Origin of the sequence: Paenibacillus oryzisoli (assembly GCF_001653565.1) — a bacterium.
GTDB classification, from domain to species: domain Bacteria; phylum Bacillota; class Bacilli; order Paenibacillales; family NBRC-103111; genus Paenibacillus_E; species Paenibacillus_E oryzisoli.
Map to the genome: position 1 here is coordinate 83,086 of NZ_LYPB01000076.1, position 13,984 is coordinate 97,069.

Below are 13,984 nucleotides of genomic sequence, written 5' to 3' on the forward strand. Positions count from 1 at the left end.
GCCAGATGGCATGATTTTTCGGAATGCGCCTCCATACATAACATAGAGATTGGACGATGAAACGATGTACTTACCTTCATTTCAACTAAATAATAAAGTGGCCCTAGTGACTGGGGCCGGAAGAGGTATTGGACGAGCGCTCGCAATTGGCTTAGCTGAAGCGGGAGCAGATGTCGCGATTTTTGCTCGAACAGCTTCAGATTTGGAAGTTGTTGCGGGTGAAATTCGAGCATTGGGTAGACAAGCCTATCCGTTTACGGTCGATGTAACGAATCGTGAGCAAATTGAGGCCGCGGTATCGTCTATCATCAATGTAACAGGGCGCATAGATATTCTCATTAATAATGCTGGCATGAACATCCGTAGTCAGGCTTTGGCCGTCACAGATGAGGAATGGGACACCATCATGCAGACGAACTTGAAATCTGCTTTCTTGTGCTCGCAAATCGTTGGTCGTCACATGCAGCAAAGGGAGTATGGACGAATCATCAATATTGCTTCAGTGGCTGGACAAGTAGCGCTTCGCACGGGTGTTGTATATGCTGCAACTAAAGCCGCGATGATCCAAATGACGAAGGTGCTTGCCCTTGAATGGGGGAAATATGGCATTTTGGTAAATGGCATCGGTCCCTGGTATTTCAAAACGCCATTGACTGAAGGGATCCTAAGTCAACCAGATTATTTGGCTGAAATCCTAGCCCGCACACCACTTCGTCGTGTAGGTGAGCTAGAGGAACTCGTTGGGCCAGCTGTATTCCTAGCATCGGATGCAGCGAACTATATTACAGGTCAAACGCTGTTTGTAGATGGGGGAATGACAATTTACGGATTCTAGTAAATAATGACAATTCTTAGATATGTGGGGATTTCTCGAAACCAATCAACTGGTTTTCACGTACTAGAAGGGAAGTTGGCGAAAGAAGTATTAAAATGTCGAAACACGTCATGGAATCAAACGAGTTCTAGGTTGATTCGAGCCGTTTCGGACCACATAAGCTAAATATTGTTTTCGCCCAATAAATAAGAAATGAGTGGACAGCCATGACGACAATCAAGATTATCACGGACAGCAGCTGCGACCTTCCAAGAAGCACTGTAGAGGCAATAGGAGTAGGGATTGTTCCCTTATCTGTTCAATTTGGCGAGGAATGCATGCCAGTAGACATGGAGCTTGCTGACTTCTATGCTAGGATGAAGCGGGAGAGTGCGTTGCCGAAAACCTCTAGCCCGTCACCTGGACACTTCTTGCGTGCGTATCAGAAGGGTGGGCCGGATCAAGATATTCTTGTATTGTGTTTATCATCGGCATTAAGCTCAACGTATCATCATGCTGTCATGGCAAAAGAAATGCTGCTGGAGAATGGTTTTACTGGCCGTATTGAAGTCATTGATTCCAAGACAACTTCACTTGGTTTAGGCGTACTTGTATATCGAGCAGCACAGCTGGCGGAGAGCGGCATGTCTTATGAAACGTTAACAGCCACGCTCCAACAAGCAGTTACGAGCTCGGGAACTTTCTTTTTCTTAGATACTTTGGATAATGTCATTAAAGGCGGAAGACTCGATCGCGTTCGCGGTGCAGTGGCATCTGTCCTGAATATAAAACTTCTCATGAAAGCAAGTGAAGAAGGTGCCATTGAGGTTGTTGAGAAAATTCGCGGCTCACAGCAGGCTTTGAAGCGATTATTATCCTTTCTTGGTGACAAGGAACATGATTACGAGAAGGATGTGATTGCCATCGCGCATAGCAATTGTGAAGCAAGGGCGCGCGCATTCATGGCGGAATTACTGGAAAAGCATCCTTTCCGCAATGTTCTATTCGCTAATATGGGCACCGTGATTGGCACCTATGCGGGTGAAGGCGGCGTATTAGTCGCTTACTAAGCTGAAAAAAGACACCTGTCTCCCGATCCTTGCAAGTGATCGGTGGGCAGGTGTCTTTTACATATTTATTGCGGAAACTCCGTCGTCGTGATCTCAGATTGATCCACAGCTACAAGTGGTGATATGTCTCCCGTCACGAGCAACCATAGCTCATGCAAAGCACGTGTACAACCAACATAGAGGAGCTTCGCATCCATAAGGGTTGTTTCGTAATGCTCCGCTGTCACGTCCATCAGAATAACGGCATCGAATTCTAAGCCCTTGGTCAAATAAACAGGCAGCACGGATATGCCGCCGCGATATACACGTTGCTTGGAAGTGATCAGATTCGTTTCGATGCCAGCAAGAGTCAAGGCTTCATGCAGTTCTAGAGCTTGCTTCTCGGTTCTAGCGACCACGGCAATTGTGCTGGAGGTGCCTGCTAGTAAGCTCGCAATAGCCTTCTGCACCAATGGAAGCCGCTCTTTAAGCGAAGACTGCAGCACACGAACTTTATTTCCGCTCCGGAAAACCGGTACAGCAAGCAAAGGATGACTGACACCACGCTGGAGTACCGAATTGGCAAACTGGATGATTTCCATGGTGGAACGATAGCTTCGTTCCAACTCGAAATACCCTGTTTCCTCTTCTTGGAATAGACTGGAAAATTCCTTCCAGTCATGAATTCCTTGATACGCATGAATTCCTTGCGATAAATCACCCAAAATTGTAAAGGAGCTATTGCGTGTGTAGGTATCCAAAACCGCCACTTGGAATGGCGAGAAATCCTGCGCCTCATCAATGACGACATGATCGAATAGGTGATCTGATGAAATGCCATGAAGTCGTGTATGAATGTAGAGGAGAGGAGCTAAATCCTCAAGCCCAACTTCTTTCTTTTTGAAAAGCTTAGCTGATGCTGTCACGATGGACTCTGGTAGGTATTGGAGCAGGTCTATAGGTATGCTGTCCGGACGACCTTTGTCGGTGAAGAGCATCTTGTAGAAGGTAAACGCCGTATATTCAGGCCAACTCGTCAAGTAAGTCCGCAATTTCTGAGCAGTTTTCTTCTTCAACTCTTTCTTCAAGCTCTGTTCCCAGACCTTATCAAGCTGAATTTCCATCCATCGCTTGATTCTCGCAACAACACGATGGCGACGTTTAATCAGTGGATAATGCTTATTCTCAACGAAGAACCATTCGCGAATGGTGGCAATGGGGAGCTTGACGCCGTCCCAAGGTGAGAAGTCCGCTGTAGGAACGTAAGTGGCTTCTAAACGATTCAGACAGTCATCAAGGTAACTTTGGAAAGCGATAGCTCCTTTGAAGCGTCCTGGCGCATAGTCATCGATGGGAGGTCGCTTGCTGCCGAGGGCAAACCATCGTTGAAGCGTGACTTCTTGATCTGCGATTTGCACTTCATGATCTAACATATCTAGTACCCAGTCCGTGAATGTACTCTGCTGAATATTACCGACACCGAGCTCAGGCAACACACCAGAGATATAGTCCAAGAACATTGAGTTGGGTGCAAAAATAATCATGCGTTCCGCGCGAACTTGTTCGCGGTATTGATAGAGAAGGAATGCGAGGCGGTGCAGAGCTACGGTTGTTTTACCGCTTCCTGCAACCCCTTGAATAATAAGTGCGGTATTCTTCGCTGCACGGATAATCCGATCTTGCTCCGCTTGAATCGTGGAGACGATATCGCGCAGCTTATTATCTTTATTTTCGCCTAAACGGTATAGCAAGAACTCATCGCCGACAGAGAGAGAGTCTTCATTCCGGTCATAAGTGTCGACAACACGCTGAAGAATTTGTTTGCGCACTACGAGGTTTCGCTTCAAATAGACTAAGCCGTCAATTACACCATCGGGTGACTCATAGGATGCTGCGTCCAAGCCGCCTGTAAATGAATAGAATAGACTTGCTACGGGGGCGCGCCAATCTATGACGAGAAGTCGTCCTGTTCGCTCGTCTTCAACGCCAGCTTTACCAATGTAAAGAGGTGATGGCGAACCGGTGCCAGTTTCTTCGAAATCCAGTCGGCCGAAATAGGGCTCATCACTGGCTTTGGCTAAATTGTGTCTGCCGTTCTCGCGCAAAACTTCAAGTGCTTGTTCCGTTAAATCAGGACCGTAATAAACAGGAGTTGCTCGTAAGCGTTCCAGTTGTTTATCAATTTCCGTATTTGTCCGTTGGAGCCTTTGAAGTTCTTCTTGATAGGCACTTTGAGTCTTTGTGTCCAAGATCAGTTACCTCCTAAGATCAGTTGTTGTCTATACGAATTGTAATAAACAGGTAAACACTATAACACACCTTACGGGAGATAGAAAGCAATTCTGGAAAATCATCAGCGATCATTTGGGCTTCTGTGGAAAGGAATGGTATACTCAGGAAGTATGCAAATTAATTAATGGAGGCGAAGGGATTCATGTCTATTTATGATATCGCAGTAACAACGATTTCAGGCGAAACACAAACACTTTCAGCATATAAAGGGAAGGTGCTCCTTATTGTGAATGTGGCAAGTGCTTGTGGCCTTACGCCGCATTATAAGGGGCTTCAAGCGCTTTATGATCAATACCAAGATCGAGGTTTGGTCGTACTTGGTTTTCCTTGTAATCAATTCGCTGGTCAAGAACCGGGTACGAATGAAGAGATCCAAGCATTTTGCGAGCTTAACTACCAAGTGACCTTCCCGTTATTTGACAAGATTGATGTGAAAGGCGAACATGCGCATCCGTTGTACACTTATTTGTTAAGTCATACACCTGAGCCGTATGCGACTAACGACATTGAATGGAATTTCGTGAAATTCTTAGTTGACGCAAGCGGTAATGTGGTTAAACAATATAGTGCACGTACGGAACCAGCGGACATTAGTGCCGATATTGAGGCTATATTAGCATAAATGAAAGATGAGGTGGACGCGCAATGGGGTCCCACAACGGGTTTATTTATGCCCATCCCGATGATGAAACATTCTTAAGCGGATGCCTCATTCGCCGTCTAGCTGACCAAGGAGAAGACAACGTCTTACTTCTTGCTACTCGTGGCGATGCTGGGAGACAAGGGTTAGAGCGAGCGAAGAATCGGCAAGAATTAGCGGAACTTCGCGAACAAGAGATGCTTGCAGCAGCAGATATCCTAGGGATTTCAGCGATTGAGCACTTGGGTTGGCCTGACGGTCAGTTGGATGAAGTTGATTTTGAGACACTCGTGCAACAGATAATTACGTTTATTCAACGTCACGAAGTGGAGAATGTCTACACCTTTGCAGAGGATGGCGGTAATGGACATCGTGATCATATCGCAATCTCCAAGGCGACTACTGCGGCTGTGCACAGCGGAGCATGTCTAAGCGTAAAGAAACTGTATTATGCCTTTTCTCCGCTGCTGCGTGCTCAAGGACTTCAACCCTCAATACTAGTGGACACCGAGAAATTATGGCCGGTTAAAGCTGCTGCACTTAAAGCTCATCACACCCAGCATGTCACGATTGGGAGACACTTTGGCAACTTGGTGGATTTCCCAGAGGAGAGACGTTGGGAAGCTTTTGTCCTCGGTTGGCAGGATCGAAATGATGAATTGGCAACATGGTGAATAAATATGTGAGAAGGACCCCCATAAACAGGATATTCATTACGAATGACATGAAAGAGCAGGTCATTCAACGTTTCTAGGGGAGTGTAAGGATGTCACTTTGCAATTGTGATAAATGTGGGCGCGTTTTCCTTACGAGATGGGAAACAAGATGTACAAGCTGTTCGCAGCTTGTTTTGAAAGATTCGAATAAAGTAAAGGATTTTGTTCGGAGTCATCCGCGCGCGACGCTGATTGAAGTTTACCATCAAACAGGGGTCTCCTTGCAAACGATAAAAGAACTAATGAGGGCGTAACCGCACCAGCAAGTAAAGGAGCTTTCGAGTATGCCTCATATGATAATAAGGGGAATTAGCGTTCCTCAAATTCAATCTATTAGTACAGTAATGATATCTGAATTAGCTGATGTTTGCTCTTGTGGAACCGACAATTTCATGTTGGAGTGTCTGCCAACTGTTTCCATAAGCCAAGGTGAAATATGTGACACCTATCCATTTATTGAGGTAGGCTGGTTTGAGCGAGGACAGGAAATTCGTGATGCCTATGCAGATGTCGTGACGAGACATATTTTATCACTCGGGGTTCCTGAGGTAGAAATTGCTTTCAAGGTATATCGGGAAGATAGTTACTATTGGAATGGGAAGTTGATTTAATAACCAATTGATAATCCCCTATGCATTCCATAATTCATGTAAACCTCTTATTCCACTTCAACGGTGGGGTAAGAGGTTTTTTTGTGTCGTAGATATCCGCTGGGCATAGGCTGGTTTACTGAACATTTTAGAGACTGAGGACATAAAATTGAATAAGGATGAAAGAGCCAGGTAATGCGAGATCACTATCATGAAGGGGAGGCTATAAGATGATTTCTATCAGTCTCTGTATGATTGTTAAAAATGAAGAGCAGTCACTTGGACGATGTCTTCACTCGGTTCGAGAAGTAGCAGATGAAATCGTTATCGTGGATACGGGTTCAACCGATCGCACGAAGGAAATTGCGGCTTCGTTTGGCGCGAAAATTTATGATTTTACATGGATCGATAATTTTGGTGCAGCACGTAATTTTTCTTTCTCGAAAGCCACGCAAAGCTACATCTTGTGGTTGGATGCGGACGATGTATTTGAAGAAGTGGATCGCTTGAAGTTGATTCAATTAAAAGCAACACTAGACCCCACTGTTGACAGTGTCACAATGAACTATCATTTGAGTTTTAATGAAGCTGGGCAAGTGACGGCAAGCCTGAGACGAAATCGTTTGGTTCGCAGAGACAGAGGTTTTCAATGGGAAGGTCCTGTGCATGAGGTATTGATTGTTGGCGGCCATATTTTCGCTGCAGATATAGCAGTCACGCATAAGAAGGATAAAGAATATACCGATCGCAACCTGCGCATCTACCGTAAACGGGAAGCTGACAACGAAGATTTCTCTCCGCGCGATCTTTACTATTTTGCCAATGAGTTAAGGGATCATGGACTTCACTACGAAGCGATTGTCTATTATGAGCGATTCCTGAATACGAAGAAGGGTTGGATTGAGGATGTGTATTCCACCTGTCTGAAACTGGGAGATTGTTATGGGGCATTGAAAGATAAAGAAATGCAAATTCGCTCCTATTTCAGGGCGTTAAATTATGATAAGCCTCGCGCGGAAATGTGTTGCCGGGTAGGTGCTTATTTTTTGGATAACAATGCGATACCTATCGCTATTTATTGGTATGAAACAGCGACTAATTTGGGGATGCCGCAAGGTTTGATGGGGAATGTAGATCACGCGGCATGGACATGGCTGCCACATCTGCAATTATGCCTGTGTTACGATCGATTAGGCGATAAAGTGAAGGCTAACCTGCATAATGAAAAAGCATTTGAATATCATCCGACCCATCCGAGTATGATCTATAATCGTTCCTATTTTGCAAAAGTACTGCCGAAGGAAAGCGAAAAATAAAATGCAATGTTAGATAGCCCGCTTTGGGCTTTTTTTGTGCCAAAAGACATAATTCACGCAATCGATATTGCAGGCGATTATAAAGTGGGATACACTAAATCGACAGAATCTGATTTCCAGTATGACTTCGGGAATCTTATGATAGGAGCGATTTGCGGTTGAAGACATTAATTATTGCGGAAAAACCCGATATGGGGCGAAACATAGCTGCCGCAATAGAACCTAAAGCCAAAAATATGCGGTCTCATCTTGAAGGTGAGCAGTATATCATCACATGGGCTATCGGACATTTGATAGAGCTGGCCGAACCGGATCAGTATGACGAAAAATATAAAAAGTGGAATATTAATCATCTTCCGATTATTCCTTCCGAATTTAAGTTAATTCCTAACCCGCGTACGTATGATCAACTCAAGGTGATTGCGGAGTTAGCTAAGAAATGCAATCAACTGGTTAATGCTTGCGATGCGGGGCGAGAAGGCCAGCATATTTTCTCCCTTATTCAAAGGCATCTGGGGCTCAATCAGCCTGTTAAACGGCTTTGGATATCTGACTTAACGTCGGAAACGATTCGCAATGGGTTCGCAACGTTAAAGGATGGCGCTGAATACGAGAACTTGACGCGCGCCGCACGCTCCCGGAGTGAAGCGGATTGGCTGATCGGCATGAACGGTTCACGTGCGTTTACAACCAAGCATAATGTGTTGCTGTCTGTCGGCCGCGTTCAAACGCCGGTGCTTGCTCTGATTTATGATCGCCAAAAGCAGATTGAGGCGTTTTCCTCACTGAAATTCTATGAGCTGGAAGGCCACTTCGCACAAGGCGAAACATCTTACCGAGGCATGTGGCAGGGAGAGCGTTTCACCGATGGCGAGAAGGCTTCTGCGCTTGCTGCTAAGGTGAAAGGGAAGCCGGCACGAATTCAGTCATATGAGGTGAAAGAAACCAAAGAATTCCCATTTAAATTATATGATTTGACACTGCTGCAACGTGAAGCGAATGGGAAGTATGCATTCTCCGCTAAGAAAACCTTAGATACAGCCCAAGCTTTGTATGAGAAGCACAAGGTTATTTCGTACCCTAGAACGAATTCCAATTATGTGACGGAGCAAAATATTCCGGACATGCATAAGGCGCTAAATGCTTTGCAAGGCACGGCGTATCATGACCTTGTACAAGGCGCGAATCGCAATCTTGTTCATATTAATAACAAATGGATTTGTAATCCAACCAAGGTTGAGGATCACCATGCCATTTTGCCTACGAATAAGAAGGCTTCAGGATTAAGTCCGGATGAGCAGAAATTGTATGATCTCATTGTCAGACGTTTTCTTTCCCAATTCTACCCGCCTGCTGCCTACAAGGTACATACGGTCATGACGGAAGTGGAACAAGAGCTATTCAAAACAACCGTCAAGGAATTGTTGTCGCTAGGCTGGAAGGTTATTTACGCTGATCAGAAGAAAGAAAAAGCGAAGGCGACCAAAGGGAAAGAGAAGGAAGATACTGATGAAGACGAAGAGGTCGAAGTCAACGAGCCGTTCTCCGTCGATTCGAATGGGAATGTGGTGTGTACGGATGCGATCGTGAAGGAGAAAGACACCCAGCCGCCCAAGCATTTCAATGAAGGTACCTTACTGAAGGCCATGGAGAGTGCAGGAAAGCAGATTGAGGATGAAGAACTCCGCGATGCGATGAAAGACTCCGGTCTTGGTACACCTGCGACACGAGCAGCAACGATTGAGCGTTTGAAGAAAGTCGGCTATATCGACATGCAAGGTAAGAAAATTTTGTTGACTCAGAAGGGCAGAATGGTTGTTGAATTAATTCGCGGAGCGGGTATCGAGCTGTTGACGTCACCCGAGATGACAGGGCAATGGGAGCGTAGATTGAACGAAATTTCTCGCGGTACGGCATCGGATGACCAATTTATGCACAATGTCAAACGGTTTGCGACGCTGATTGTCGATAAAGTACGTAAGCAAGCTAGAGCTTCGAAAACGGATTTCGAAGGGGAGAATGCACCAGAACCAAGCGGTAAACGCGGCGCATCTGCAGCCAAGTCATCGTCACGTGGAGACAGTGCACCGAAAGCTCCTGCCAAAAAGCGGACACCTGCTGTGAAGCCATCGGGGGATGGAGCCAGCTCATTCATCGCGATGTGTCCAAGACCCGGTTGCGGCGGCTCGCTTTTTATGGGGCGTAAAGGATACGGCTGCTCGCATTATAAGGAAGGCTGCGCCTTCGTTATTTGGAAGGAAAGCTTCGGTCGAAGTTTAACGGATACACAAGTCCAAGCGCTTGTTCAAAAAGGGAAAACGTCGAAGCTGAAGCTAGTTTTACCGGATGGCACAGAAACTGACGGGAAGATTGTGTTGAAAGATGTTGCTACAGGAGCGCTCGGAACGGAATGAACATTTGGGGGAACGAGAATTGAAACCTTTGACGAATGATTGGTTGACGGTTTTGGCTGAGCAGTTCCAAGCGCCTTACTATAAGGAGCTTGAAGAGTTTTTGCAGGCGGAGTATTCCAAGTATACGATCTATCCACCAGAGGATGACGTATTCTGCGCATTGGAATGGACATCCTTTGAGGATACGCAAGTTGTTATACTTGGACAAGATCCATATCATGGAGAGGGACAAGCCCATGGACTTAGTTTCTCTGTGAAACCTGGGGTTGCTATTCCTCCTTCGCTTAGGAACATGTACAAAGAATTAGCGTCGGATCTGGGCTGTGATATGCCTAATCATGGTTATTTGAAAGTTTGGGCAGAACAAGGTGTTCTGTTGTTAAACACGGTATTAACCGTTCGTGATGCAGAGCCTAACTCGCATAAGGGGATGGGCTGGGAAAGATTCACGGATGGGATTATCCAAGCGCTAAGCGCTAGAGAAAAGCCTGTTATTTTCTTACTGTGGGGAAGCCATGCACAAGCCAAGCGATCACTGATTAACGCATCACGACATGTAATCATCACATCGGCTCATCCAAGTCCGTTGTCGGCGTATCGAGGATTCTTTGGCAGTAAGCCTTTTTCTACTGTCAACGCTCAATTAAATCGACTTGGAATGACAGAAATCGACTGGATGATCCCTAATATGAGAGAAAACGAAAACCATGAATGACAACATTCATGGTTTTTTTCATTTTATAGACCGAAACTTGTGTTAGGAACCGAATAGTATATAAAATATGTAAAGATTTTCTGACCGTTCTACAAAATAGGTTGCACATAGGTAATTGGTAAGTTAAGCTCGCAATTCTTACCCGTTTCGTAGGAGCGATTGCCGAGAACTTCGCGCAGAATCTCATAGTCCCCATCGGTACCTCTCTGTAGGACTTGAATAGCAGCTTTGAGTACATGCAGGGAATCTTCCATCGCAGTCTCCAACAACTCCCATGCACTGTAGGTGTAAATGTCATTGAGATCTGTTGGACAATTCCATGCTGTTTTGTTTTCATTCAAATAATCGCGTGGAGTGGGATGCTTCGTGTACACGAACGGCGATATTTGACCAATTGTCAATATTCGTTTGATGCCTTGCGGATCATGGAATAAGCGTTGAGCACGGATCATGTCATTGTAGGCGTCATCCCAATCGGAGTCCTTCATTTGCGATGCGATGCTAGGGTAATGGATTGCGGTTGCAGCCGTGAGTGCAGAAACTATGCCCATGGGAAACTTGTCGCCTACATAAATTTCTTTCCATACCGGTGTACGCCACGTTTGGATATCTCGCGCATGCCTAGCGTAAAGGGTATCCATAATAATTTCGAATCGTTGATGGTCCCATTTCTTGAAACCGGATTTATAAAATACATAGGGATGTAAATTTCGATCTAAGACATGGTGTGTTAGAAATCCTAGAACATAGAGAACGGCAGGATTATAGAGACCGCGGCCTTGTACCTGTCGAACTAGATCAAGTAAAAAGGGTCCGCAGGCTTCTTTGTGCATGAGACTTCCAAGTTCATTTAACTTTTTTTCTTTTTTCCAAGGAAGAAAGTTATGGTAAAAAAGAAAATCGGGTCCTTGGCAACCAAGTGAAAATATGTGTCGCTGCTGTTTATCGTTAAGAACCGAATTGTGGCCCAGTTGATTCATTACTTTTTGTCCGAAAATTAAATGTGTCCAAATATTTGGCAAGGGAGCATCCTCCTACAGCTTGTGATGAAAAATAATGAACGTTTCCATTCTAACATATAGACGGAAGGCTAGGGCATATTTCGTGAACAATTTCAATCCGAAAGGCTTTATATGCAGGATTGATAGTGAGGTTGTCGAATCTAACCAACGGTGAGAATCACCGTCAAAAGCATGTACAGTGGGGGAAAAATATGAATAATCAATCGGAAATGGAGCCGTCGTTCGATGCGATGTTGGACTTCACAACAATGGGAATGGCTCTGATTTCGCTTGAGGGTCATTGGTTAAAGGTGAATCGCAGCTTGTGCGATATACTTGGCTATTCAGAGCGAGAACTTCTTACAACGCATGTAGAGATGTTCGTAGAACCTACTCAAGTGAGATACATCAATCGTAGCATGAAGGATTTACTTCATAGTGAGATACCTACTTATCAAGAACAAATCAGTATCCTACATAAAGATTTATCTTTACGATCTGTTGACTGGCGAATGTCAGTCATTCGAGATGCAGACAACTTACCTGTGACATTCCTTGTTCAAATCAATGTTGTCTCTCAACAGTCAGATATAGAACGGAAATTGGCGGAAAGCGAGCAGCGCTATAAGTCTTTGATTGAACATAATCCCGCCGGAATTCTGACTTGCGATATTCATGGACGCATTCAAGGCGTCAATCCAGCAATGGCAAGGATTCTTGGTTACTCGGAAGATGAATTAATTTCTCAATATATCCATCATATCTTTCTGCAAAATAACGTGAAATTTGATAGGGCTGCTGGTATTTTGATGCAAAATGATAATTATATGTTGGAATTCCAGCAAGAGAATGGTGAACGCATTGATTTAGGTGTCAAAAATGTACCAATCATTGTTAATGATACATTGGATGGCGTGTATTTAATTGCAAAGGATATTACACAATTTAATCGTGACCGGGAATCATTGCGAATCGCACAACAAGATCTTCATGACACCGTACGTAGACAACAAGGAATGACGTTGAAGTTTAGAAAAATAAATGCGAATTTCATTCATACGTTGTGTGATGGTGAGCTGCTTTATCGTTTGGGTTTTAAACCGACACATATTATTGGAAATACACTTCATGATATTTGGCCCACTATCTTGGCCAATTCTATTGAAGCGCATTATCATCGTGCATGGCTTGGCGAAGAAAATGTGATGTTTGAAACGACTTTCCGGGGGATTACTTATCTTACTTCTTTACGGCCAATTAAGGAAAACGAACGGATGGTGGAAGTTATCGGTTCGTGTGTCGATATTACGGAACGTAAGAGGATGGAGACTGAACTCAGAGAAACGAAGGAGCTTCTGGAATCTATCATAAATAACACGACGGATGCCATCTGTGTGTGCGATTTAAATGCGAGGGTAATCTCTATTAATGCTGCTCATGAACATATTTTTGGCTGGAGTCAGGAGGAATTGATTGGGCATCAATTGCCGATTTATCCGGATAACTTGGAATATGAGCGCAAAGAGTTGTATGACAAGTTAAAATCCGGGAAGCAGATATCGGGGATGGAGTCGGTTCGTCTGCGGAAAGATGGTCAACTCATCCATGTGAGCATAACGAAAACGCCAATTCGAAGTGAAAAAGGGGACATTTTTGGATTTGCAGAAATCACAAGGGATATTACGGAACGTAAGCAAACGGAGGAGCTTCTCCGAAAATCAGACAAATTGTCTGTTGCTGGACAGCTCGCGGCTGGACTTGCACATGAAATCAGGAACCCGCTTACGTCGCTTCGGGGTTTCTTACAACTACTTCAACACGATTTGAGGGATAAGAGGCATTATTTTGACATCATGTTATCGGAGCTGGATCGCATCAATTTCATTGTAAGTGAATTCCTTGTGATTGCGAAACCGGAAGCCATCGTGTATAAAAAAAGCGATCTCGTGATGATCCTGCAATCGGTTATTGCTCTTCTGGATACACAAGCGGTACTCTGTAATGTGGAGCTTATATTGGAATTCCAATCGGATATTCCTGAAATTACGTGTTCGGAAATGCACTTAAAGCAACTATTCATTAATTTGATCAAAAACGCGATGGAGGCGATACCGAAGGACGGTCAAATCAAATTGCTTGTTTCCTTACATGGCGAAGATCAGATTAGGGTTCGGACACAAGATAACGGATGTGGAATACCGGAGGAACGATTGAAACAGCTGGGGGAACCCTTTTATACAACGAAGGAGAAGGGAACAGGCTTAGGTTTAATGATGTGTTTCAAGATTGTAGAAGCGCACAAAGGAACGATGTACATTCAGAGTCAAGTGGGTTATGGGACGACAATTGATGTGTTCTTGCCAAGGTACACAGAAGAGCCTAATTGATTGTTTGCTATGTTCACATGAGAACATGAAAAACCGCCGTCGGATTGAAC

11 protein-coding genes are annotated in these 13,984 nt (G+C 44.6%); 9 read left to right on the plus strand and 2 right to left on the minus strand.

The features are described 5' to 3' along the window. The first annotated feature begins 64 nt into the window (after window positions 1–64). Together A8708_RS21450 and A8708_RS21455 are read left to right on the plus strand one after the other, a co-directional pair. Entirely contained in the window at window positions 65–835 is a 771-nt protein-coding gene (locus tag A8708_RS21450) for an SDR family NAD(P)-dependent oxidoreductase (RefSeq protein WP_068667201.1), read from the plus strand. 206 nt (window positions 836–1,041) lie between these two features. After that, window positions 1,042–1,884 carry a DegV family protein gene (locus A8708_RS21455; RefSeq protein WP_068667203.1) on the plus strand — a complete coding sequence of 281 codons (843 nt, stop codon included), beginning with the start codon at window positions 1,042–1,044 and terminating at the stop codon, window positions 1,882–1,884. A 65-nt stretch (window positions 1,885–1,949) separates the two neighbouring features. Here the strand turns inward: A8708_RS21455 and A8708_RS21460 are convergent, their stop codons facing one another. Next, window positions 1,950–4,112, minus strand: coding sequence for a HelD family protein (locus tag A8708_RS21460; RefSeq protein WP_068667205.1), 2,163 nt, complete (start codon window positions 4,110–4,112; stop codon window positions 1,950–1,952). A gap of 185 nt (window positions 4,113–4,297) precedes the next feature. Here A8708_RS21460 and A8708_RS21465 point away from each other — a divergent pair, with 185 nt between their 5' ends. From A8708_RS21465 to A8708_RS21490, 6 genes are all read left to right on the plus strand, one after another. After that, complete coding sequence (locus tag A8708_RS21465) at window positions 4,298–4,777, plus strand: glutathione peroxidase (RefSeq protein ID WP_068667207.1); 480 nt, start codon at window positions 4,298–4,300, stop codon at window positions 4,775–4,777. 23 nt (window positions 4,778–4,800) lie between these two features. Further along, entirely contained in the window at window positions 4,801–5,469 is a 669-nt protein-coding gene (locus A8708_RS21470) for a PIG-L deacetylase family protein (RefSeq protein WP_068667209.1), read from the plus strand. A gap of 326 nt (window positions 5,470–5,795) precedes the next feature. Further along, entirely contained in the window at window positions 5,796–6,122 is a 327-nt protein-coding gene (locus A8708_RS21475; RefSeq protein ID WP_068667211.1) for a DUF1904 family protein, read from the plus strand. A gap of 209 nt (window positions 6,123–6,331) precedes the next feature. After that, complete coding sequence (locus tag A8708_RS21480; protein WP_068667213.1) at window positions 6,332–7,417, plus strand: tetratricopeptide repeat-containing glycosyltransferase family 2 protein; 1,086 nt, start codon at window positions 6,332–6,334, stop codon at window positions 7,415–7,417. Between the two features lie 158 nt (window positions 7,418–7,575). Next, the gene (locus A8708_RS21485) at window positions 7,576–9,831 is read left to right on the plus strand and encodes a type IA DNA topoisomerase (RefSeq protein ID WP_068667215.1); all 2,256 of its coding nucleotides are present in this window, start codon (window positions 7,576–7,578) and stop codon (window positions 9,829–9,831) included. Then, window positions 9,800–10,546 carry a uracil-DNA glycosylase gene (locus tag A8708_RS21490; protein ID WP_068667217.1) on the plus strand — a complete coding sequence of 249 codons (747 nt, stop codon included), beginning with the start codon at window positions 9,800–9,802 and terminating at the stop codon, window positions 10,544–10,546. The genes A8708_RS21485 and A8708_RS21490 overlap by 32 nt, the downstream gene beginning before the upstream one ends. 89 nt (window positions 10,547–10,635) lie before the next feature. Here the strand turns inward: A8708_RS21490 and A8708_RS21495 are convergent, their stop codons facing one another. Further along, on the minus strand, window positions 10,636–11,568 hold the full coding sequence (locus A8708_RS21495; RefSeq protein ID WP_068667219.1) for a zinc dependent phospholipase C family protein: 933 nt from the start codon (window positions 11,566–11,568) through the stop codon (window positions 10,636–10,638). A 191-nt stretch (window positions 11,569–11,759) separates the two neighbouring features. On the opposite strand from A8708_RS21495, the gene A8708_RS21500 reads away from it, so the two are divergent. Next, a complete protein-coding gene (locus A8708_RS21500; protein WP_068667221.1) occupies window positions 11,760–13,934 on the plus strand; it encodes a PAS domain S-box protein in 2,175 nt (724 codons plus the stop codon). The last annotated feature ends 50 nt before the right edge of the window (window positions 13,935–13,984 follow it).

Coding starts and splice junctions, on each gene's coding strand:
- A8708_RS21450 (WP_068667201.1), top strand. CDS start 65: ATGTACTTACCTTCATTTCAACTAAATAATAAAGTGGCCCTAGTGACT.
- A8708_RS21455 (WP_068667203.1), top strand. CDS start 1,042: ATGACGACAATCAAGATTATCACGGACAGCAGCTGCGACCTTCCAAGA.
- A8708_RS21465 (WP_068667207.1), top strand. CDS start 4,298: ATGTCTATTTATGATATCGCAGTAACAACGATTTCAGGCGAAACACAA.
- A8708_RS21470 (WP_068667209.1), top strand. CDS start 4,801: ATGGGGTCCCACAACGGGTTTATTTATGCCCATCCCGATGATGAAACA.
- A8708_RS21475 (WP_068667211.1), top strand. CDS start 5,796: ATGCCTCATATGATAATAAGGGGAATTAGCGTTCCTCAAATTCAATCT.
- A8708_RS21480 (WP_068667213.1), top strand. CDS start 6,332: ATGATTTCTATCAGTCTCTGTATGATTGTTAAAAATGAAGAGCAGTCA.
- A8708_RS21490 (WP_068667217.1), top strand. CDS start 9,800: ATGTTGCTACAGGAGCGCTCGGAACGGAATGAACATTTGGGGGAACGA.
- A8708_RS21500 (WP_068667221.1), top strand. CDS start 11,760: ATGAATAATCAATCGGAAATGGAGCCGTCGTTCGATGCGATGTTGGAC.